Below are 22,966 nucleotides of genomic sequence, written 5' to 3'. Positions count from 1 at the left end.
ATAAAAAGATTGAACTAATTTTACTTCAAAATTCATTTAATTGTACATTACACAACTGCTCGAGTCAAATCGGTGTGCTTGACAAAGCGCATGAACGGTATTCGGAATTGTTCTAAGAAGTTGCAGTCTCTGTATTCCGCAGCGTCTCGATTGATCCCAAGAGATGATCCGAGGCGTGGCCGCCAGAACTATGTATGATGGGCGCGATCAATAATTTCCAGATTTCAGGCTCTCCTGCAGCAAATTGTCACAGGTCATCTTTTATGGCTGCTTGTCCCTTTGCGCGCATATCTTTGGGAGGTATGAGAACCAAAGCCATGCGCATGTCAACCCTCTTTCTGCGGACCCTCAGGGAGGACCCGGCCGACGCCGATGTGGACTCGGCCAAACTCCTTCAGCGTGCCGGATACGTCCGCAAGGTGGCCCCGGGCATCTTCACCTGGCTGCCGCTGGGTCTGAAGGTCCTTGACAAGGTCCAGGCCGTGGTCCGGGAGGAGATTAATGGCATTGGTGCCCAAGAGGTCCACTTCCCGGCCCTGCTGCCTCGCGAACCCTACGAGGCCACCCACCGCTGGGAGGAATACGGCGAGAATCTCTTCCGCCTCCAGGACAGGCACGGCGCTGATTACCTGCTGGCTCCCACCCATGAGGAGATGTTCACCCTTTTGGTCAAGGACATGTACTCCTCATACAAGGACCTGCCGGTGGTTCTTTACCAGATCCAGACCAAGTACCGCGACGAGTTCCGTCCCCGTGCCGGGCTGATCAGGGGCCGTGAGTTCATCATGAAGGACGCTTACTCATTCACCGTGGACGAGGAGGGGCTGAAGAAGGCCTACCAGGATGAGCGTGGCGCCTATGAGCGAATCTTCAAGCGTCTGGGTGTCAACTACGTAATCGTCCATGCGGTCTCTGGACCCATGGGGGGATCCGAGTCCGAGGAGTTCCTGGCTCCGTTGCCCATAGGCGAGGACACCTTTGCCCTGGCACCCTCGGGGAAGGCATGGAATGTGGAGGCGCTGACCACCCCGCGTCCCGATTCCGTCGACTACGCTGAGACCCCGGCCATGCAGGAGCTGGACACCCCCGACTCGACCACCATCGACACTCTGGTGGAGCGGTTCAACCAGCTGCATCCTCGTGAGGATGGCCGGGACTGGACCGCTGCCGATACTCTGAAGAACCTGATTGTGGCCGTCAAGCACCCTGCGGATGATGACCATCCCGAGGGCTGGCGAGAGCTGGTGGCCGTCGGCCTTCCGGGCGACCGTCAGGTGGACATGAAGCGGTTGGAGGCCCAGTTCGCTCCGGCCGAGATCGAGGAGGCCAGTGAGGCTGACCTTGCGGCGCATCCCGAGCTGGTCAAGGGGTACATTGGTCCTCGTGTGCTGGGTCCTCAGCGTTCGGATACCGAGTCTGCCGCCCATATCCGCTACTTCCTCGATGCCCATGTGGCGCCTGGATCTGCCTGGGTGACCGGGGCTGATTCTGAAGGCGTGCACCTGGCCAATGCGGTTTATGGGCGTGATTTCCAAGCCGACGGAGCAGTGGAAGCCGCCGAGGTGCGTCACGGGGATATGAGTCCTGATGGTTCCGGGCCGCTCAGCTTCGAGCGTGGCGTGGAGATCGGGCAGGTCTTCCAGCTTGGGCTGAAATACTCTGACGCATTGGGGCTGAAGGTTCTGGACCGCAACGGCAAGGCTGTTCCGGTCTGGATGGGCTGCTATGGCATCGGCATTTCCCGTGTGCTGGCCTGCATCGCTGAGATGCATCACGATGATAAAGGTCTGGCTTGGCCCAAGGCTGTCGCTCCTGCCGCGGTCCATGTGGTGGCCACCGGCAAGAAGCAGGAGGCCTTCGATGCCGCTGAGAAGCTGGTCACCGACCTGGAGGACCGCGGCGTGGAGGTCATCTACGACGACCGGCCCAAGGTATCTCCCGGGGTCAAGTTCAAGGATGCCGAGCTGATTGGGGTCCCCCTGGTCGCTATTGCTGGTCGCGACACCATCGCCAACGGCACTATTGAGATTCGCAACCGCGATGGCTCGGATGTGCAAGCTGTTCCTGCTGATCAGGCTGCTCAGGTGATCGTGGATCGGATTACAGCCTTGCAGTAGGTTATGCCACGCTCATAGTTGCTTATTCGCAACCAATAGGGGTGGGGCCTTGGTCGCGTCATAATCTACGCGACCAAGGCCCCACCCCTTCGGTTGTATCGGTTTGGTTTCAGGAGTCTATCCGGTCAGATGCGCAGCAGTATGGGCAGATGGTCCTGGCGCTCGCCTGTGTCCACGGGTTCGCTGGTGCTAACCTGGTCAGCAATCCGGTTGGAGGTCAGCCAGTAGTCGATGCGCCAGCCGGAGTTGTTGATCTTGCTCTTTGGGGCACGCTGTGCGAACCAGGTGTAGACGCTGCGGTGATCGTCGTAGAAGCCGGCGGCATCGCCATGAATTTTCCGGAAGGTGTCGGTGAAGCCTGCATCCAGCAGAAGGCCGAACTTCTCGCGTTCCTGATCGGTGAAGCCGGCGGAATGGTGGTTGGAGGCCGGGTTGGCAATGTCGATCTCCTCGTGGGCCACGTTGAAGTCGCCACAGGCCAGGACCGGCTTACGGGCATCCAGTTCCTGCAAGTAGTGACGGTAGCGATCGTCCCAGACGCCGCGCGGCTTGAGCCTGACCAGTCCCGATCCTGAATTGGGGGTGTAGACCGTGGTGACGAAGCAGTCCGGGAACTCCAGAGTGAGCATGCGGCCCTCGTCATCCATGGTGTCCGGAGCGCCGATGCGGGGTTGCGTCACGGTAGGTTCCGGCAGGCTCTTGCGGTAGAGCATGAGCGTGCCTGCGTAGCCTGTGCGGGCCGGGGGCTCGGAGCGGCGGTCCACCTCCTGGTAATCGGGGAAGTATCGCATGAGTGCCTTAAGGATGCCTGCGGATTTCTTCTGATCTCCGTTGAGTTTGGTTTCCTGGATGGCTACGACATCAGGATCCAGATTCCGTATGGTCTCCACCACTTTCAGGGAGAGGGCGCTGCGGCTGCTCTTGCCCAGCAGGGCGGCGTTGAGCGAATCGATATTCCAACTGACCAGCGTGTGAACCATGACTGCGGGTCCTTCCAAACCGTACCGATGTATCTGCTCTCACAGTTTAGCCCAGGACCAATGCTCGATTGCCCTGGGTGCTGAAAGGGACATTGCCAAACCAGCCATGGGCAGGGTTGTCCACCTCGCAAAACAAGCCGGGCTCGTTCGACCACAATGGTCTGCGGGTCAGGTGCGGAGACGTGGGTGGAGGCACGATAGATTCACCGTTCGATGGAGGGTTTCTGGCCGGGGCCAGTACCTTCCCCCGCTCCGATTATCCGCGTTCCGGTCCGGGATCCTCCGTCGAACGGCCTCATTGCCGCGCGAGCAGGAATCGGCCGGCAGATTTACAGCATCGGATTCATAACATCGACAGAGAGGTGCCGGTATGTCTATCAACGAAATAAAAACGACCGTCTTCGGCTTTATGGGGACTCAGCCAACTCGTCTGGGACAGCCGGGGTCTACGCCGGTCTGCTCCTTCAGGTTGGGCTCTACGCCGGCCTATTACGATGCTGCGGCTGGGGTGTGGAAACGAAAATCCACCACCTGGCTGACGGTCAAGGCCTTCAGGACTTTGGCGGTCAATGCCTTGGCTTGTCTGCACAAGGGTGATCCAGTCATGGTGACGGGATCCTTGGTGACGGAGGAGTGGACCACTGACGGCCAGCCGCATAGCAGTCTGGTTTTGATTGCGGATGGCATTGGTCACGACTTAGCACGTGGACAGGATACCTTCACTAGGATCCGATCGAGTTCTGCGTCTATTGATGAGGGGGCTGCCGGTCCGGATCCTTGGACCACACCGCTGGCATCTTCACCGTCCGAAACAGCCTCTGCATCACCTGCCTCATCTGCGCCGGAGGAAGTATCCGTGGAGGCTGCCAATGCTGGATAAACAAAGGTTGCTCCGGCCAAGCAAAACGAAAGCGGGAGACCGACTGATTCTCGTCGGCCTCCCGCCTTGATCATTAGGCTGATTAAAACCGTCAACCAACGGTTTTAATCAGAACAGGTTTACCAGATCTTGACCCGTGCTTCGGGTTCCAGCCACATGCCGTCGTCGGCTGTGACTCCGAAGGCCTGATAGAAGCGATCCACGTTCCTAACGATGCCGTTGGTACGGAATTCAGCAGGGGAGTGAGGATCGATCTGCAGATACTGTTCGGCCAGCTGATCCCTGTTCTTGGTCCTCCAGATGGAGGCGTAGGACAGGAAGAACCGCTGCAGGCCGGTGTAGCCGTCCATGACCGGAGCCGAGGCCAGTGCCTGGTCCAAAGCCGCATCGTCTGTCCCGACCGGGGCGCCCTCCTTCTTCTGCAAGGAGATGGCATAGGCCTTGATGGCGATGTTGACGCCTCCCAGGTCCCCAATGTTCTCGCCAATGGTCAACGCTCCATTGACATGAGGTGCTTGCTCGGGCTTGTCGGCATACTTCTCGGCAAGTTGCTGGGGGACAAATCCGTTGTACTGCTTAATAAGTGCTTTGGTCCGTTGTTCGAAGTTTTCACGGTCCTGCGGGGTCCACCAGTCCTGCAGACGTCCGTCACCGTCGTACTTGGAGCCCTGGTCGTCGAATCCGTGGCCGATTTCGTGACCGATGACCGATCCAATGCCTCCGTAGTTGACGGCATCGTCGGCGTCTGGATCGAAGAAGGGCGGCTGCAGGATGGCTGCGGGGAAGACGATGACATTCAGGGTGGGCTCGTAGTAGGCGTTGACCGTCTGAGGGTTCATCAGCCACTCTTCCTTGTCCACGGGCTGACCGGCCTTGCAGAACTGGTAGCCGGACTCGTAGATGTTGGCCCGCCGCACGTTGTCGACCAGACCCAGCTTTTCGTCCACAGCTAGGGCCGTATAGTCGCGCCAGTGCTCGGTGTAGCCGATCTTGGGCGAGAATTTGTCCAGCTTGGCCAGAGCCTTGACCTTGGTCTGTTCTCCCAGCCAGTCGCTGGAGGTGATGGAGACCCGGTAGGCGTCGATCAGGTCTGAGACCAGGGCCTCCATGCGGGCCTTGCTGGAGGCAGGGAAGTGCCGGCGTACATATTCGCGTCCGACCTCCTCGCCGCAAATGCCATTGACCAGGGAGACAGCCCGCTTCCAGCGGTCACGCATCTTGGTCGTGCCTGAAAGAACCTTGCCATAGAAGTCGAACCTGGCCTGATCGAAGTCGCTGCTGAGCAGGCCTGCCCACTCGATCAGGGTGTGCACGCGGGCCCAGAGTTTGAGATCCTCCAGATCACTGGTTTTCCAAAGCTCGTTCAAACCCTGCAGGAAGGAGGGTTCGTGCACAATGGTCCTGGACAGGGCTGAACTCAGATCGACCGGTTGCAGATTGGCGGCAGGGCTGGCTGCATATGCATTCTGCCAGGACTCGATCCAGGTGTGCAGATCGAAATCGGCGAGTGTAGACTCCAGGTCGACCAGGGTGGTGGGATTGTAGGTGCGATCTTCGTCTCGGGTCGACACGTTGTCCCAGTGGCGTGCCGCTATGCGTGTCTCGACATCAAGGAAAGACTCCGCCTGTCTGTGGGCAGCCTCCTGGTCATCGGCGTAGCAGGAGAGCCTGAGCAGGGAGGCCACCATGTCGGTGTAGGCCTGTCGGACCGGAGCGTAGCTCTTCTCACGGTAGTAGGCTTCGTCGGGAAGTCCCAACCCGGCCTGTTCCATATGAGCCACGTTGACGCCGGCGTTGCCCGGATCACCGTAGATGGCAATGCCGAACAGATCGGGACCGCCGGTGGGATTGAGTTGGCCCAGCAGGCTGGTCAGTGCCTTCTTGTCGGGCACGGCATCAATGGCCTGCAGGTCGGAGCGGATTGGTTCCATCCCTGCGGCTTCGATGGCATCGGTGTCCAGGAAACTGCGATAGAGCAGGGCTGACTTGACAGCTGGGGACTCCGGGTCCTCAAGGATTTCATGGATCTGTGCTTCGGCATCCTCGGCAAGCTTGTCGAAGGAGCCGAACCGGGAGCGGTCCTCGGGCAGGCTGTAGGTGTCGATCCAGGGGCCGTTGACGAAGCGGAAGAGGTCGTCCTGCGGCCGAATGACCGAAGAGAAGGAGGCCGGATCAAGTCCGGAGGAGGTCTTGGATTCAGTTGATTGTGCCATGCCACAAGCCTAGCCATCTTTGGTGACATGCCATGCCCTGGGTCGCAGGGAATCAGTGGACCGGCGCACCGTCCGCCGAAGGGAAAAAGCCACGATTGCCCCCTTGGTGATTTAAACTTGGAAGACGGTAACAGGACGGCTGCTCGGCTGCCCTGAGCGAGCGAAAGAGGACGGTATGACGGATCCCATGCAGGGCGGTCAGACCAATCAGTACGGTGGTCGGGATTCTTCGCAGGATAACGGCCAATATCAGAATAATTATGGCCAGAATAATTATGGTCAGTATGGGCAATACCCCGGCTACCAAGGGCGCCCGCCACGGATGGATCCATTCTCCATGATCGCCGAGGATCTGGGATTCAGAACCCTGCGAGCCATCCGCATCATTATGGGCGTCATGGGCGTGATTGGAGTCATACTGGGCCTGGCCCTTCTGCTCAGGCCAGACAAGACCCTGATCGCCGTGACCGTGGTGCTGGGTATCTACTTCATCATCTCCGGCGTGGTCCGTCTGGCCACCTCCATCGTAACCAAGGGACTTCCGGGTGGTTGGCGTGTGCTGGGCGTCCTCTTTGGCGCTCTGATCGCCGTCGGCGGTATTGTCATCGTCAGGAACACGGCCCTGTCCGCTTCTGCGCTGACCCTACTGGTCACCATCATTGTGGGCATCAGCTGGATCATGGAGGGCGTGATGAGTCTGGCAGCCTCCTGGGGGCTCCCGCATTCAGGCTGGGCCATCTTCTCGGGCATCGTATCCATCATCGCCGGAATTATCGTCATGATCTACCCGCTGAGCTCCGTCATCTTCCTGGTCATCTTCAGCGGGTGTGCACTTCTGGTGCTGGGAGTCGTCTCCATCATCAGGGCCTTCACCTTCGGCCGGAACTGAGAGCCGGACTCGTCCGACTGACCCGATAATACTGAGAGGTAGTACTTGGGCAGGATCCTGAGGGGCGGCACCCGCGGGCACCAATCATGAAAGGATGCAGAGGATGATCGAGCTCAAAACCAAGCAGGAGATCGAACAGATGAAGCCGGCGGGCAGGTTCGTCGGCAGCATCCTCAAGGAGCTCAAGGCCATGAGCAAACCCGGGGTCAACCTGCTGGAGCTGGATGACTATGTCAAGGACAGGATCAACTCCCGTAAGGGAGCCACCTCCTGCTACGTGGATTATGCGCCTGATTTTGGCACCGGCCCCTTCGCCCACTACATCTGCCTGTCCGTCAACGATGCCGTCCTGCACGGGGTGCCGTATGACTACAACCTCAAGGACGGCGACCTACTCTCCTTGGATTTAGCCATCAACGTGGACGGCTGGGTGGGTGACTCGGCTATCAGCTTCGTGGTGGGCGAGCATGCCGATCCAGAGGATCTGCGACTGATTCGGACCACTGAAGAGGCCTTGAAGGCGGGCATCGCTCAGGCTCAGCCTGGTAACCGTCTGGGTGACATCTCCGCCGCAGTCGGTGAGGTTGCCCATGAAAACGGATACAGTGTCAACCTGGAGTTCGGAGGCCACGGGGTAGGGCGGATCATGCATGGTGATCCCCATGTGCCCAACGACGGCACTCCTCATCACGGCTACAAGTTGCGCCCGGGGCTGGTCATCGCCATTGAGCCTTGGTTCCTGGCGACCACCGATCAGATTTACCAGGATCCCAAGGACGGTTGGACACTGCGGTCGGCGGACGGATCGCGCGGCGCCCACAGCGAGCACACCATCGCCATCACCGAGCAGGGGCCTATCATCCTAACGACCAGGGACTGAGTCGGAGGCTGTTCGCGGCCGAAATAGGACTATAAGAGACCCAGGAATGTCCACAATGTGGATGCTCCTGGGTCCCTGTTTGATGCTGGTCCCTCTTTCCTTGGCGTTGTTATCTGCAGGCTTGCGTAGGAAGGAAGACGGCCCTGCCTTGGGCCCGCAGGCCGTGGTCGCGGGCGACGGATTCCTGATGGCGGTTACAAGCTGGTAATCGAAGTCGTGGTTGTTTCTGCTAGCATGTCGGCAATTCCACGCCGGTACAGGTGCCGGTAGCCTGATCTGGCATGGCCATCGACTCTCACTGGCACCTCACTGGTTGATTAACAGGAGGTGCGTGGTGTCTACAGCACGGTTGTCCATCGATTCCGAACAGGTTGATCTTCCCCTGGTTCGCGCCACCGAAGGGCCCGATGGCATTCTGGTCTCCTCCCTGCGCAACGACGGGTGGGTCACACTGGATCCTGGCTTCCAGACCACAGCCCAGTGCGTCTCGGGAATCACTTTCATTGACGGCAAGCGATCCATACTTCGCTACAGGGGCTATGCCATAGAGGACCTGTGTGCCCAGTCCAATTTTCTTGAAGTGGCCTGGCTATTGTCCCACGGTGAGTTGCCTGATGCCGAGCAGTACAAGCGGTTCCGCAGCCATGTCCTGGGTTATACGGTCGTAGGGGAGGACTTCCGTCATCTGCTATCGTCGTTCCCCCGCCAGGCTCATCCCATGAGTGTGCTGGCTGCGGCGGTCAATGCTCTGGCTGGCTTCCACCCGGACACATGTGATGTTGACGATCCCGACCAATTGGATGAGGCCAGCGCCATCATTATGGCCAAGGTGCGCACCATCGTTTCTCTGATCCACCGTCGTCGCCGCGACCAGCCCCTGCTCTACCCGGACAGGAACTGGGGCTATGTGGAGGACTTCCTGCGGATGAGCTTCGCCATGCCCTACCAGCCCTATCAGGTCGACCCTCTCAAGGTGCAGGCCCTGGATAAGCTCCTGATCATCCATGCCGACCATGAACAGAACTGCTCTACTTCAGTAGTGCGGATTGCCGGATCTGCCCGGGCCAACCTGTATTCGGCAGTGGCTGCCGGCATCAATACCCTGTCAGGTCCCCTGCACGGCGGCGCAAACGAGGCCGTGTTGCGTCAGTTGAAGAGCATACGTGATTCCGGTCTTGGTGTGCGGGGCTATGTGGACCAGGCCAAGAGCGAGGGGCGGAAAATAGCGGGTCTGGGCCACCGGGTCTATAAATCTTATGATCCGCGCGCGGCCATCGCCAAGCAGTGGCTCTACAAGCTCATGGACGAACCCGACCAGGACAAAAATGCCAAGGATGCGGAACTTTTCGACGTGGCTCTGGAGCTGGAGGAGCTGGCACTGCACGACGACTACTTCGTCGAACGCCACCTCTATCCCAATGTGGACTTCTACACCGGGCTCATCTACCGCGACATCGGCTTCGACCCGGAGATGTTCACCACGCTCTTTGCATTGGGTCGCATCCCCGGATGGATCGCCCAGTACAGGGAGATGCTGGACGATCCTGACACGAAAATCGGTCGTCCCAGGCAGGTCTATACCGGGCAGGGCCCGCGCGACTATCTGCCCATGGAGCAGCGCTGAGTCCGAAGATCGTCTGGGCTCAGTTGGCGTGCAGCCGCTCGTTCAGCTCGATGCCCTTCTTGCGGGGCAGGGCTCTGACCTGGCCGGTGCGGGAGTCGCGGATGAAGAGCAGATGATCCCGTCCGCTCAGTTCCGCCCCTTTGACCACTTGGTCGCCCAGACCGATCTTGGTGCCGGCGGTGACGTAAAGCCCGGCTTCGACCACGCAGTCGTCGCCTAGGGAGATGCCGATGCCGGCATTGGCTCCCAGCAACGAGTGTTGGCCGATGGAGACCCGATGGCGGCCTCCGCCGGACAAGGTGCCCATGATGGAGGCTCCGCCGCCGATGTCCGAACCGTCGCCGACCACAACCCCCTGGGAGATCCGGCCTTCGACCATGGAGTGGCCTAGGGTCCCGGCGTTGAAGTTGACGAAGCCCTCATGCATGACTGTCGTTCCCGGAGCAAGATGGGCGCCGAGCCGAATCCGGTCAGCGTTGCCGATGCGTACCCCCTCGGGAACCACGTAATCCACCATGCGGGGGAACTTGTCCACGCTCAGCACCGTTACCTGCGTAACAGGCATGCCCGGCATGGACCGGCTGGCTGCAGCCATAACATCTGACCTGCGCAGGGCGAAGTCTTTCACAGCAAAGGGTCCGTAGTTGGTCCAGACCACCGTGGTCAGCTGTTCGAAGATTCCATCAAGGTTCATGCTGTTGGGCGGGGTCAGACGCATGCTGAGCAGATGAAGCCGCAGATAGGCATCGGCGGCATCCGCTATTGTGTCATCCAGATCGGCAACGGTGAAGACTGGCACCCGGCGGATGCCGCGTGCGTCGGGCTGGTTGTGTACCTGGTCGCTGAAGTCGTGGTTGGGGCGGTTCGCCGGGGTCGGCGGTGTGGAGATCTCGGCCTTGGGGTACCAGACGTCCAGGATCCGGCCCTGCTCGTCCTGGCTGGCCAGGCCCCAACCCCATGCGGTGCGTGCTGTGCTCATCGTTCCTCCTTCAGGCGGTGCAGTCGTGTTGACATCAAGTTGTCTTACAGGATAAACCGGTCGACGCTCAAATACAGGCGGTCCGTCCGGCAGTCGGGTCCGGATCGACACCAGCCAGGTCCCAGCCGATAGGTAAAATTACCTACTATGAGTGCCTACAGTCATGAGCGGGAGCGCCGGGAGCGTCGGCGCCGCAATACGGCCAGGGTGATCTGCCTGGTCATCGCCGTGGCTCTGCTGGCCAGTCTTGTCATCCCGGCCATCTTCAGCGGCCTTTGACCCGGTCCGTCCGGTCGGCGGGAATCCGGCCGTCACAGGCAAAGGCACACAGGAATGAAGACGGTGGTCGGCTCGTGCGGAGCCGGTCCGGAAAGCGGTGAGACGGTATGGCAGAGATGGATTTTGCTCAAGCATTGGAGCAGGCCAAGGCCAAGTACGAGATGATTTCCAAGGCGCTGGACCCGGATGGTCTGCGCTCGCGGATTGCGGATCTGGAGCGTCAGGCCAGCGCGCCCGGACTCTGGGACAATCAGGAGAATGCTCAGAAGGTGACCAGCAGGCTCTCGGCCTTGCAATCCCAGCTCAAACACCTGGAGTCCGCATCCTCCCGGCTGGATGATGTGCAGGCCTTGGAGGAGCTGGGCCAGGAGGAGCACGATCAGGACACCCTGGTGGAGGCCCGCAAGGAGATCGACTCTTTGAGATCCGACCTGGATGACATGGAGATTCAGACCCTGCTGGACGGCGAGTATGACGAGCGCGCTGCCGTGGTCACCATCCGCTCGGGCGCCGGCGGGGTGGACGCGGCCGACTGGGCGCAGATGCTCCTGCGCATGTACATGCGTTGGGCTGAGCGGCATGGCTTCTCCACCAAGGTCATGGACACCTCCTACGCGGAGGAGGCCGGTATCAAGTCGGCCACCTTCCAGGTGGACGCCCCCTATGCCTACGGCCGTCTGTCGGTGGAGGGCGGCACCCATCGTCTGGTGCGGATCTCGCCCTTTGACAACCAGGGCAGGCGGCAGACCTCCTTCGCTGCCGTCGAAGTCATCCCTCTGGTAGAGCCCACCGACCACATCGACATTCCCGACTCGGACATCCGAGTGGACACCTACTGCTCCTCCGGCCCCGGCGGCCAGGGAGTCAACACCACCTATTCGGCCGTGCGCATCACTCACCTGCCAACCAACATCGTGGTCACCATGCAGGATGAGCGTAGCCAGATCCAGAACCGCGCGGCCGCCATGGCTGTTTTGCAGTCCCGGCTGCTGGTTCTGCGACACGAGGAGGAGGCCAAGAAGAAGAAGGAGCTGGCTGGCGACATCAAGGCAAGCTGGGGGGACCAGATGCGTTCCTACGTGCTGCATCCCTACCAGATGGTCAAGGATCTGCGCACCGGATACGAGACCTCCGACACCCAGGGGGTCTTCGACGGTGACATTGATGCCTTCATCGAAGCCGGTATCCGTTGGCGGCACCAGCAGCGGGTCCAGGCTCGCGAGGAGGAAGCCAGCAAGTAGAGCTTCATCCGGCCGCTGCTTGGTCGGTGTTTCATGAGTGAGTAGTGTCAGTCTTCTTGATAGCCTCTGTAGGTGAATACCGAGGAACGGAGTGTCAATGGCGTTGATTTCGCTCAAGGACGTGACCAAGATTTACCCCAAGGGGTCCCGTCCAGCCTTGGATGACATCAGTCTGGATGTTAATCGTGGGGATTTCGTCTTTCTGGTGGGCGCCAGCGGATCGGGCAAGACCACACTGCTGCGTCTGCTCCTGCGCGAGGAGGAGGCCACCGAGGGGGAGATCCGTGTGGCTGGCAACGACCTAAGACGTCTGCGTAATCGCGAGATCCCAGGGTATCGGCGTTCCATCGGTTTCGTTTTTCAGGATTACAAACTGCTCAATAACAAGACCGTATGGCAGAATGTAGCCTTCACACTGGAGGTTATCGGCGCCCGTCGCTCCACTATCAAGACTCTGGTGCCTCAGGTGCTCAAGACTGTGGGTTTGACTGGCAAGGAGCACAACTACCCCCATGAGCTTTCCGGCGGCGAGGCCCAGCGAGTGGCTCTGGCCCGGGCTTACGTAAACAACCCGGAAATTCTGCTGGCGGATGAGCCTACCGGCAATCTTGATCCCACCACCTCCCTGGGCATCATGGAGGTCTTGGACGCCATCAACAGGACCGGCACTACCGTGGTCATGGCCACCCACAACGAGGAAATCGTCAATTCTATGCGTAAGAGGGTGGTGGAGTTGCATACGGGTCGGATTGTGCGCGACGAAGCCCATGGCTCCTACGATTCTTCGCGATTCTTCCCAGATGCTGAGGTTGCGGCGCGTTCTCATCACGCCATCGGGGATCCCAACGACGGCGATGCCCTGGACCGTGCACGCGAGGCTGGAGTTGCAGGGCGCCGTCCGGTGCAGATCGTCGGGCAGGATGGGAACAGCTCGGCTACCGGGCCCATCGGGGATGGAACCAAGGGGGCCAAGCAGGTGGTCCAAGCGGTGGCACAGGCCGTCAACCAGGGTCAGTACGGCGACGAGGGAATCGCGCGTCTAGCCAAGTCCATGCATTCGGGGAGAACCGGACGCTATGGAAAGGTCTTCACCTCGGTGGAGGACACCCTGACCTGGGGCAAGGGTCTGGGCAGTCTTGAGTCCACGCAGGAAGATTCCAATCAGCATGAAGATGCGGCTGCAGGACAGTACGATCGAGGGAAAAACTCTGAGTCGGATGAGCGATTCCGCAGGCCTATGGCTCAAGGCAGCCAGAATCGATCAGATCAATCGACTGACGGTTCCAGTGGCAGAGGTCACGACAAGGCAGGAACTGATCGTGATGAGTCTGACAATCACTCCCGGACAGAGCATACAGCTTCTCGCAAATCCTGGAAGCCAGCCCCGGGTTCGGAGGATGCCGAGCCTAAGTCGACCGCTGAAAGCAGACCCCAGGATCGGCAGGCCGAGGATTCGGATCGTCGGAGGCATGACAGGAAACGAGGCAGTGATCGCAATCGGAACCGTGGACAGGAGGATAAACGAGACGGTCATGGTCAGCCTAAGAAGGATGATACGGCCAAGGACCGCCAGTCGATAAAGAACTCCTCCGCCAAGACTTCTGATCCTGAACAACGGCTCAAGAGGCCCGATCAGCCCTCGAAGTCTTATCGTTCCAGTCCAGCCGAGCAGACCGGCAAATCCAATCAGGATAGAGGTCAGATAAAGCAGGACGGAACGAAATCCTCAAAACGAGCATCCAACAAGCGCGGGACCAATAAAAAGGTCTCGACGAGCGAAAACCGTCATGGCGTCGAGTCCATGGAGGCTCCCCCGGCCCCTCCTGCTCCACCTGAAGCTTCCAAGGATGCTGGGAAGTCCCAAGCAAAGAATGGCGCACAGGCTCGGGATGAGCATGATGACGAGAAGAAGGCGGCACGATGAGACTGCGGTTCATTCTTTCCAGCACCTGGGACAACCTGCGCCGCAACGGGTCCATGATCCTCTCGGTCATGCTGGTCACCTTCATCTCCTTCCTGTTCATAGGTGCCTCGGGCCTCATGCAGGCTCAGATCAGCAAGGCCAAGGGAGACTGGTACGACCAGGTGGAGGTGGTGGTCTGGCTCTGCCCGGACGGCACCAGCCAGGCGGCCTCATGCGCGACCGGCAAGGCGCCCACCAATGACGAAATCGTCAAGCTGGAGAACACAATCAATACCGAGCTGAGCGACTCCGTGGCCAAGATCACCTATCAGAGCCGTGAGGACTTCTTCAAGAACACCTTCCTCAAGCAGTACCCTGACGGCACCTACGAGGGAAGGACCATGACCGCGGCAGACATGCAGGCCTCCCTGCGGCTCAAGCTCAAGGATCCGACTAAGTACCAGGTGGTCTCCGAGGTGTTGTCCGGACGCGATGGGGTGGAAGAGGTCTCCGACCAGCGTCAGATATTCGACCCGGTCTTCAAAATTCTCAACAGAGCTACAGCGGTTACCTTGGTCCTGGCCGTGGTCATGGTGATTGTGGCCATTCTGCTAACCGGCACCACCATCAGAATGAGCGCCGCCTCCCGTCGGAACGAGACGGAGATCATGAGACTGGTGGGAGCCTCCAACTGGACCATCCGGCTGCCCTTCATTTTGGAGGGCGTGGTGGCCTCCCTGCTGGGTTCGCTTCTGGCTGTCGGAGCACTGAGCGCCATCGTCAAGCTCTTCATTACCGACTGGCTGGCTCGCACGGTTCAATGGATGCCCTACGTGGATCAGTCCACGGTCTTGTTCATAGCCCCTATGTTGATCCTGGGAGCCATGCTCTTGTCCGCACTGGCCTCCTCCATCTCCTTGCGACGGTATTTGCGTACATGATCCGCGGCGACTGGCCAATCAATCGGGGGTGCAATCTCTGTCATAATGATGACTAGCATGGAATTGATAGTGAGGAACTTGACCATGAATCGTACCAAACGGTGGGAGGCTATCTGCGGCCTCGTGGGGTCATTGGCCATGATGCTAGGTGGCGGGATCCTCGGGCTGACCGTAGCGCCCGAACCGGCGCGGGCCGACTGGAGCAGCTACCAGCAGAAAGTCCAGAACCACGCGGCCCTGAAGAGCAAGCTGGCTGGTGTTAGCGCCCAACTCGCTAACCAGATACTGAGTCTTGATGACCTGACTTCTAATCAGATTCCGGCTGCACAGCAGAGTGCCATCGATGCTCAGCAAAAGGCCGAGCAGGCGGACAGCCTGGTCCAGGCCACCAATGACCGCCTGGATGCTGCCCGCAAGGATCGTGCCGACCTGGAAGCCAAAATACGCCAGACAGGCCTTGATTATGATGATGCCAAGGCTGGCGTGGCTCAGATGGCAAGAAAGAGCTTTCACGGGTCCGAGACTTCTCAGATCATGGATGTGGTGACCAAGTCTTCAAGCGCCCAGGACTTCGTAGACAAGATGCAGTCCGATGCGGCTGTAACCAGGTCCGAAGCCAATACGGCCAACGATGCAGCCAATACCCTCAACTCCTCCATGAACCGTAAGCAGCGTCTGCAGGCCATCGAGGAGCAGATCAGCACGCTGAAAGCCAAGGCTGATCAGCAGCAGGCGATAGCCCAGCAGGCTGTAGCGGCGGCGCAGGCCAAGCAGGATCACCTGCAGGCCTTGCGTGACCAGGGGACCGCAGCACGCAAGCAGTTGGAAAGTCAAAAGGCTGCCCTGACCACACAGTCGGCCCGAGAGGCTGCAGATATCGTGGCGACTGAATCCATGATCGACTCTTTGAACACCGGCAATCCAGGCGGCAGCGCCGACCCGCACGCTGGCGGAGCCCAGCAGATAAGCAGTGGTGGTGGCTCCCGTCCATCACCCGCTCCACGGCCTACCCCGCCTAGCAACAATGGCGGCGGTGGCAATAGCGGTAAAGGCAACGGTGGTGGTGGCGCCTCCGGCATGAATTATGCAGTGCCTGGCAGCTGCCCTTCAGGTTCCGGATTTTGCTATGGCCACAACACTGGCAACTCAGTGGGCGGTAGCGCCTATCCTGCTCGGCAATGCACACTTTGGGCTTATATACGCCGTTCGCAGCTGGCTCTGCCTGTGGGTTCCTATATGGGCAACGGTGCGGAGTGGGCCGGTACAGCTCGCGGCCTGGGCTATCTGGTCAATAACACCCCCCACGTTGGTGCTGTCATGGTCTTCGCCCGAGGCCAGCGGGTCACTAATTGGAACGCCGACTGGTCCTATGGTCACGTGGCTGTGGTCGAGCGGGTCAATGCGGATGGATCGGTGCTCATCTCCGAAGGGGGTACTGGCTTCGCCTCCTTCCCTACCTATGAGACGGTCTATGGGGCGGGCAACTACCAATACATTCACTACTGATGCCGATGCGGGCCAAGTCCGCCGCTTGGAACGGTGTTATCGCTGTCTGGAGTGCCAAGTAGCCTCCTTGGCGCGATCGAGAGGAGGATATTATGGCTAAGGAAACCGGCACGTCGATGATCGCCCAGAATCGCAGGGCCCGTCATGACTACCAGATTGAGGATCGGTATGAGGCCGGCATCGCGCTGACGGGGACTGAGGTCAAGTCTCTGCGCGAGGGGCGTGCTTCTCTGGCCGAGTCGTTCGTCAGCATTGACCGGCGGCACGAGGTCTGGTTGGAGAACGCCAATATTCCTGAATACCTCAATGGCACCTGGAACAACCACGCTCCCAGGCGCAAGCGTAAGCTGCTCCTTCACGCCAAGCAGATCGTTCGCTTGGAGCGGCAGATTCAGGCCAAAGGTTATACCATCGTCCCCCTGAGCCTGTACTTCAAGGACGGCAGGGTCAAGGTAGAGATCGCTGTGGCCCGAGGCAAGCGCGAGTACGACAAGCGCCAGTCTCTGCGGGAGGAGCAGGATCGCCGCGAGGCCCAAAGGGCCATGCGTTACCGCAACCGGCGCGGCTGAGCTCTCAGATAAACATCCCAAAACTCCTAAAGACTAAGAGTCGCCCGCTGATCGCTCTCTGCTCTATGCAGATTCGACACGCCCGGGGCGGGTGGCATCAGACAATCCCCGATAGCGCCTTTGGCTAGCTATAGAGCCAAAAAACACCAGAATATGCAGTTCGCAATATAGAGTTAACCTAATTCTGTGTGCATAAAAATACAAATATGTGCATAATAGTGCATGTCAACCAAGAGAAAATCAAGAGCAATGAGGGGTCGCTTCTGGGCGGTCCGGAAGAGGAGAAGACATGGGCAAGATCAAGGCGGTGTTGGCGACGGCTCTGAGTATCACCCTGCTGGCCTCCATCGGAGCCTGCGGAACCACAGACGAGGCGGACACCGGCAGTGCATCGGGCAAGGCCACCACAAGCTCCCACCCAGCGGCTTTTGACGTCAGTGGCATCAAGAAGGATCCGGCCATCGCGGCCAAGGTGCCCGAGTCGGTTTCCAAGGACGGCAAGCTGACCGTGGGTATGGAGACCTCATATGCGCCTGGCGAGTTCATGAGTGAGGATGGAAAGACCCCGATTGGCTTTGACGTGGACCTGTCGAACGCCATTGCCAAGGTCATGGGGCTCGATGGGCAGATGGTCAGCGCCTCCTTCGATACCATCATCCCGGCCATCGGCAGCAAGTATGACGCGGGCATCTCCAGCTTCACCATCACCAAGGAGCGGATGCAGTCGGTCGACTTCGTCACCACATTCAAGGCGGGCACGGCCTTTGCCGTCAAGAAGGGGAACCCCTCCAAGATCAATCCTGACGACATCTGCGGCGTCAAGGTCGGCGTGCAGACCGGGACCATCGAAGAGCAGCAGGCAGCCGACAAGATTTCGGCCGAGTGCAAGGCCAAGGGCAAGAAGCCGGTGGATGTGCAGTCCTACAAGCAGCAGACCGATGCCGCCACAGCAGTGGTCAATGGCAAGATCGACGTGTTCTACGCCGATTCCCAGGTGACCGGGTATGCCATCAAGCAGACCGATGGACAGCTGGAGAAGCTGGGCAAGGATACCGACATTGTTCTGCAAGGTGCCGCTCTGAAGAAGGGCAGCGGCATGGCCGAGGCCACCCAGGCGGCTCTTCAGAAGCTGATTGACGACGGCGTCTACGCCAAGATTCTCAAGAACTGGGGCGTTCAGAGCGGCGCGGTCGAAAAGGCTGAAATCAACCCTGCGGTTTCTGATTGAGGCAAGGCCAGGCGCGGGTCATCACATCGGGCGACCCGCGCCTAAGAAGGTAGTTCAGCTAATAGGATAGGCCTGAGTAAGTTCAGCGGTGCGGAAGGAAGCAGGAGATGCATACCAAGAAAGGGACGGACGAGATTCAGATCCCCGGCAGAATACATGCCAGGCCGGTGCGTAAGCCGGGGCCGATCGTCGCTGCCGTCATCGTGGCCATCTTCGTGGCCATGCTGATCCACGGCATGGTGACTAATCCTAACTTTGATTGGCCTACGGTCTGGAAGTATCTCTTCAATGAGCACGTCTTGGACGGCATCAAGTGGACCCTTCTGCTGACCGTCTATGCCATGGTCCTGGCTACAATCCTGGCCATCATCCTGGCGGTCATGCGCAAGTCATCCAATCCGGTGCTGCGCTGGGTCAGCTGGTTCTTCATCTGGTTCTTCCGTGGCACTCCTGTGTACACCCAGCTGGTCTTTTGGGGCCTGCTTTCCGTGTTGATTCCTAAGCTGGCCATCGGTATCCCCTTCGGGCCTGAATTCTGGAGCATCGACACTAAAACCGTGTTGAACGCCACCGTGGCTACGGTTCTGGGCTTGGGACTGAACGAGGCTGCCTATCTTTCCGAAATCGTTCGTGCCGGCATCGAGGCTGTGGATCCCGGCCAGGAGGAGGCCGCCAAGGCTCTGGGCATGCCCCCGTCCATGATCATGCGACGGATCGTCCTGCCTCAGGCCATGCGCATCATTGTGCCGCCTACCGGCAATGAGACCATTGGCATGCTTAAGACCACATCCCTGGCTCTTGCCGTGCCCTTCACCCTGGAGCTCCAGTTCGCCACCAACGCTATTGCCAATCGCATCTACAAGACCATCCCGCTGCTGATTGTGGCCTGTATCTGGTACCTGGTCATCACCTCCGTTCTGATGGTCATCCAGGCCCAGCTGGAGAAGCACTTCGGCAAGGGCTTCGACTCGCGCCCCCTGGCTGGGTCAGGGGCCAAGGACGGCAAGGATGGCGATGATCCGCAGGCCCGTCAGGAGACTGATAAGGTCAACAAGGTCATGATGGCCGGGCTGAACGCCTGAGTGCAGGAGGAGAATCATGGACGAGGACAGGCAGACCGAGCACGATGGCAAGGGCGGCAAGGATCCGGCCATCGTCATCAGGAATGTGCACAAGGTATTCGGCGATCAGCATGTGCTTCGGGGGATCGACCTGGAGGTCATGCCTGGCACGGTAACGGCTGTTCTAGGACCTTCCGGCTCAGGCAAGTCAACCTTGCTGCGGCTGATCAACCAGTTGGAGACCCGTACAGCCGGCGAAATCTACGTGGACGGCGAACTGACCGGTTACCGGAAGGTCGACACCGGCAAGGGTCCCGTGCTGCAGACACTGGATGATAAGGCCATTGCCAGGCAGCGCTCCAAGATCGGCATGGTCTTCCAGCGTTTCAACCTCTTCCCCCACATGACTGCCTTGGAGAACGTCATGGAGGCCCCGGTCCATGTGGGTAGGGTTCCCAAGACCGATGCCCGCAAGGAGGCTCAGGCCCAGCTGGAACGTGTAGGGCTTGAGGACAGGATGGACTACTATCCCGCTCAGCTCTCCGGCGGCCAGCAGCAGCGTGTGGCCATCGCGCGAGCCTTGGCCATGCACCCTGACATCATGCTCTTTGACGAGCCCACCTCAGCCCTGGATCCAGAGCTGGTGGGGGAGGTTCTAGGGGTCATGCGGCAGGTTGCTCAACAGGGCATGACCATGGTGGTGGTCACCCATGAGATGGGCTTCGCCCGCGAGGTGGCCGAGCAGATCATCTTCATGGACCAGGGTGTCGTGGTGGAGCAGGGAGGCCCTGACATCATCGATCACCCTCGCACCGAGCGGTTCACTGAGTTCCTGCATACCGTGCTCTAGAAACAGGCGCTGTTCAGGTTGTAGAAATTCCGGCAAGAAGCCTTCTGGATGGTCGGCGGCCGAGCTCCCATGGCTAGACTGGGGCCCATGTGCGGAATTGTCGGTTATGCGGGATCAGTACGGACGGCCTGCGGTAGGCCCTTGGAGGTCTGTCTCAAGGGCCTGGAACGCTTGGAGTACCGGGGCTATGATTCCGCCGGAGTTGCCCTGGCAGCTCCGGGGATGGCACGGGTGGCCGTGCGTAAGAAGGCCGGGCGCCTGGGCAATCTGGTTGCAGATCTGAAGGCCAAGTCCATGCCCGAGGCCACCGTGGGCATCGGCCACACCCGTTGGGCCACTAATGGCGAACCCACTGATGTCAACGCTCATCCCCACATCAGCTGTGACGGCAAGGTCGCACTGATCCACAACGGGATCATCGAGAACGCATCCAGACTGCGGCTGGACCTGGAAACCGAGGGGTACACCTTCGTCTCCTCCACGGACACCGAGGTGGCTGCCAAGCTTCTGGGCAAGATCGCACAGGAGATTATCGAAGCCACCGGCCAACCAGACATCTTCGAGGCCATCAGGCGGCTGGCCCGTATGCTTAAAGGAGCTTTCACCATCCTGGCCGTGGATTCACGGCAGCCCGATCTGGTGGTAGGCATCCGACATGATTCGCCGCTGGTGGTCGGACTGGGAGATGGAGAGAACTACCTGGGTTCCGATGTGGCGGCTTTCGTGGCCTATACGCGCCAGGCCATGGAGCTTGGACAGGACCAGGCTGTCTGCATCAGCGCAGACCAGGTCAAGGTCACTGATTTTCAGGGGCATCCAGTGGAGCATCCCCGCCGTTACACCATCGATTGGGATGCCTCGGCCGCTGAAAAGGGCGGATGGGACTCCTTCATGGACAAGGAGATCCATGAGGATCCTGCGGCGGTCTCCAATACTCTGCTGGGCCGGTACGACGAGTCAGGCGACCTGGATCTGGACGAGGTCCACATCGATGAGGAGGTCTTCCGCCAGATCGACAAGATCATCGTTGTGGCTTGCGGGACGGCCTCCTATGCAGGGTTGGTGGCCAAGTACGCTATCGAGCATTGGGTCCGCATCCCGGTGGAGGTCGAGCTGGCCCACGAGTTCCGCTACCGTGATCCCATTCTGACCCCGCGCACCCTGGTCGTGGCCATATCCCAGTCCGGAGAGACCATGGACACGCTGATGGCGCTTCGGCACGCACGAGAGCAGGGTTCACGGGTCCTGGCCATCTGCAACACCCAGGGGTCCACCATCCCCAGGGAGTCCGATGCCGTGCTCTACACGCACGCTGGTCCCGAGGTGGCTGTGGCCTCCACCAAGGCTTTCCTGGCCCAGATCGTAGCGGCTTACCTGCTGGGGCTCTACCTGGCCCAGGTCAAGGGAACCATGTATCGAGACGAGATCCACCAGACCATCGACAGCCTCAAGGCCATGCCTGCCAAGATCCAGAAAGTGCTGGATGGGCAGGCCGAGGTCATCGAGCAGACGGCTCAGCGCATGTCCAAGGCCCGTTCCTTCCTCTTCCTGGGGCGGCATGTGGGCTATCCGGTGGCTCTGGAAGGGGCGCTCAAGCTCAAGGAGATCGCCTACATCTTCACCGAGGGGTTTGCCGCCGGCGAGCTCAAGCACGGGCCCATCGCCCTGGTGGAGCCGGGGGAGCCTGTGGTGGTCGTCGTCCCCAGCGCCCGGGGCCGCAACGTGCTGCATGACAAGGTCATCTCGGCCATCGAAGAGGTCAAGGCCCGCGGTGCCTTCACCATCGTCGTGGCTGAGGAGGGCGACCCGGACGCCGACCGCTATGCCGACGTGGTCTTTTGGCGGCCGCCCTGCCCGACCCTGATCAGCCCGCTGGTGGATGTGGTCCCCCTGCAGCTGTTCGCTCTGGACATGGCCCGGCTCAAGGGCCTGGATGTGGACAAGCCCCGCAATCTGGCCAAGTCGGTCACTGTGGAATAGAGGCTGTCCGTGGTCGTCGGGTCCGAGCAGCGGGGGCATCGGATCGTTCTGGAGGAGCCGCAGATCCCCTTCGAGCCCAAAGTCATCTATGAGGACCGTCGCATCATTGTGGTCGACAAGCCCCACTTCCTGGCTACTATGCCTAGGGGGATGTGGCACGCGGAAACCGTGTTGATCAAAATACGAAAGCTTTACGGGGAGCCCGACATCATACCCGCCCACAGGCTTGACAGGGCCACTGCGGGAGTGCTGGTTCTGGTGCGCGATCCGGCTGCCAGGCGGGCCTACCAGATGCTCTTCCAGGAGCATCGCGTGCGCAAGGTCTACCAGTGTCTGGCGCCGGTGCGACCCATGGTTCGTCCGCGGACCGGCACTGTGCGACACCTGGCTCCGCCCCGGGTCTTCCCATTAGAGCGCCGCTCCTGGGTGATCAAACGCCGAGGGGTTCTCCAGGCCTGGGAGGAGCGCGGGCCCGTCAATGCCATTACCGGGATCGAACTGACTACGGGCCAGGGATGTCTGGCCACCTACACGCTCTATCCGCAGACAGGCAAGACCCATCAGCTTCGGGTGCATATGAGCTCTTTGGGCCTGCCCATAGTGGGCGACGATCTCTACCCCCGGATTCAGACTCGTGCCTATGACGACTTCTCCCGGCCTCTGCAATTGGTGGCCCGTCGTCTGGAATTCACTGACCCCTTCACGGGGGTTAAGCGCACCTTCACCTCCTCTGTTCCCTTGGATTCTCAAGAAAAAGCCTGAACAGTCAGCCTGGCGGGACATAATGGTCAGGGGATCCCGGAGCTGCGGGGCGACGTGGACGCGGCAGGCATCCCCGTCCGAGGA

The 22,966-nt window shown here is 59.9% G+C and carries 18 protein-coding genes and 1 pseudogene; 16 read left to right on the top strand and 3 right to left on the bottom strand.

The genetic code is table 11. From position 1 onward, the window contains the following. Positions 1–302: 302 nt before the first annotated feature. The gene (locus ACUIAI_RS05615) at positions 303–2,117 is read left to right on the top strand and encodes a proline--tRNA ligase (RefSeq protein WP_445341813.1); all 1,815 of its coding nucleotides are present in this window, start codon (positions 303–305) and stop codon (positions 2,115–2,117) included. A 125-nt stretch (positions 2,118–2,242) separates the two neighbouring features. On the opposite strand, the gene ACUIAI_RS05610 is transcribed toward ACUIAI_RS05615, so the two are convergent. After that, positions 2,243–3,097: an exodeoxyribonuclease III gene (locus ACUIAI_RS05610; RefSeq protein WP_445341812.1), complete on the bottom strand. Its 855-nt coding sequence runs from the start codon at positions 3,095–3,097 to the stop codon at positions 2,243–2,245. Between the two features lie 370 nt (positions 3,098–3,467). Between ACUIAI_RS05610 and ACUIAI_RS05605 the strand changes: the two genes are divergently transcribed. Then, complete coding sequence (locus ACUIAI_RS05605; RefSeq protein WP_445341811.1) at positions 3,468–3,977, top strand: single-stranded DNA-binding protein; 510 nt, start codon at positions 3,468–3,470, stop codon at positions 3,975–3,977. 119 nt (positions 3,978–4,096) lie between these two features. On the opposite strand, the gene ACUIAI_RS05600 is transcribed toward ACUIAI_RS05605, so the two are convergent. Beyond that, positions 4,097–6,190, bottom strand: a complete 2,094-nt coding sequence (locus tag ACUIAI_RS05600; RefSeq protein ID WP_445341810.1) for a M13 family metallopeptidase — start codon at positions 6,188–6,190, stop codon at positions 4,097–4,099. A 175-nt stretch (positions 6,191–6,365) separates the two neighbouring features. On the opposite strand from ACUIAI_RS05600, the gene ACUIAI_RS05595 reads away from it, so the two are divergent. The 3 genes from ACUIAI_RS05595 to ACUIAI_RS05585 all read left to right on the top strand — a co-directional run bounded on the left by ACUIAI_RS05595 (position 6,366) and on the right by ACUIAI_RS05585 (position 9,583). Further along, entirely contained in the window at positions 6,366–7,079 is a 714-nt protein-coding gene (locus tag ACUIAI_RS05595) for a DUF308 domain-containing protein (RefSeq protein WP_445341809.1), read from the top strand. Between the two features lie 103 nt (positions 7,080–7,182). Beyond that, the gene (map, locus tag ACUIAI_RS05590) at positions 7,183–7,959 is read left to right on the top strand and encodes a type I methionyl aminopeptidase (protein ID WP_254477202.1); all 777 of its coding nucleotides are present in this window, start codon (positions 7,183–7,185) and stop codon (positions 7,957–7,959) included. Positions 7,960–8,293: 334 nt separating this feature from the next. Next, complete coding sequence (locus ACUIAI_RS05585; RefSeq protein ID WP_110413243.1) at positions 8,294–9,583, top strand: citrate synthase; 1,290 nt, start codon at positions 8,294–8,296, stop codon at positions 9,581–9,583. Positions 9,584–9,602: 19 nt separating this feature from the next. Here the strand turns inward: ACUIAI_RS05585 and dapD are convergent, their stop codons facing one another. Continuing rightward, complete coding sequence (dapD, locus tag ACUIAI_RS05580) at positions 9,603–10,562, bottom strand: 2,3,4,5-tetrahydropyridine-2,6-dicarboxylate N-succinyltransferase (RefSeq protein WP_445341808.1); 960 nt, start codon at positions 10,560–10,562, stop codon at positions 9,603–9,605. Positions 10,563–10,709: 147 nt separating this feature from the next. Between dapD and ACUIAI_RS05575 the strand changes: the two genes are divergently transcribed. From ACUIAI_RS05575 to ACUIAI_RS05525, 11 genes and pseudogenes are all read left to right on the top strand, one after another. Beyond that, entirely contained in the window at positions 10,710–10,841 is a 132-nt protein-coding gene (locus ACUIAI_RS05575) for a hypothetical protein (protein ID WP_445341807.1), read from the top strand. A gap of 107 nt (positions 10,842–10,948) precedes the next feature. Continuing rightward, the gene (gene prfB / locus ACUIAI_RS05570; protein WP_445341806.1) at positions 10,949–12,082 is read left to right on the top strand and encodes a peptide chain release factor 2; all 1,134 of its coding nucleotides are present in this window, start codon (positions 10,949–10,951) and stop codon (positions 12,080–12,082) included. A 97-nt stretch (positions 12,083–12,179) separates the two neighbouring features. Continuing rightward, a pseudogene (ftsE, locus tag ACUIAI_RS05565) lies at positions 12,180–13,211 on the top strand (cell division ATP-binding protein FtsE); the annotation flags it as partial. Between the two features lie 791 nt (positions 13,212–14,002). Then, on the top strand, positions 14,003–14,926 hold the full coding sequence (gene ftsX, locus ACUIAI_RS05560) for a permease-like cell division protein FtsX (protein ID WP_110413240.1): 924 nt from the start codon (positions 14,003–14,005) through the stop codon (positions 14,924–14,926). An 84-nt stretch (positions 14,927–15,010) separates the two neighbouring features. Continuing rightward, positions 15,011–16,432 (top strand): CHAP domain-containing protein, encoded by a 1,422-nt coding sequence (locus ACUIAI_RS05555; RefSeq protein WP_110413239.1) that lies wholly within the window; start codon positions 15,011–15,013, stop codon positions 16,430–16,432. Positions 16,433–16,524: 92 nt separating this feature from the next. Continuing rightward, positions 16,525–17,001: an SsrA-binding protein SmpB gene (gene smpB / locus ACUIAI_RS05550; protein ID WP_445341805.1), complete on the top strand. Its 477-nt coding sequence runs from the start codon at positions 16,525–16,527 to the stop codon at positions 16,999–17,001. A gap of 289 nt (positions 17,002–17,290) precedes the next feature. Further along, entirely contained in the window at positions 17,291–18,229 is a 939-nt protein-coding gene (locus ACUIAI_RS05545; RefSeq protein ID WP_445341804.1) for an ABC transporter substrate-binding protein, read from the top strand. Positions 18,230–18,336: 107 nt separating this feature from the next. Then, positions 18,337–19,311, top strand: coding sequence for an amino acid ABC transporter permease (locus ACUIAI_RS05540; RefSeq protein ID WP_445341803.1), 975 nt, complete (start codon positions 18,337–18,339; stop codon positions 19,309–19,311). Between the two features lie 16 nt (positions 19,312–19,327). Continuing rightward, positions 19,328–20,140, top strand: coding sequence for an amino acid ABC transporter ATP-binding protein (locus tag ACUIAI_RS05535; RefSeq protein ID WP_445341802.1), 813 nt, complete (start codon positions 19,328–19,330; stop codon positions 20,138–20,140). Between the two features lie 87 nt (positions 20,141–20,227). Then, on the top strand, positions 20,228–22,120 hold the full coding sequence (gene glmS / locus ACUIAI_RS05530) for a glutamine--fructose-6-phosphate transaminase (isomerizing) (protein ID WP_445341801.1): 1,893 nt from the start codon (positions 20,228–20,230) through the stop codon (positions 22,118–22,120). A gap of 9 nt (positions 22,121–22,129) precedes the next feature. Beyond that, complete coding sequence (locus tag ACUIAI_RS05525) at positions 22,130–22,882, top strand: pseudouridine synthase (RefSeq protein WP_445341800.1); 753 nt, start codon at positions 22,130–22,132, stop codon at positions 22,880–22,882. Positions 22,883–22,966: the final 84 nt, after the last annotated feature.

The organism is Bifidobacterium sp. ESL0827 (assembly GCF_052606685.1).
This window is presented reverse-complemented; position numbering and strand designations above follow the sequence as displayed.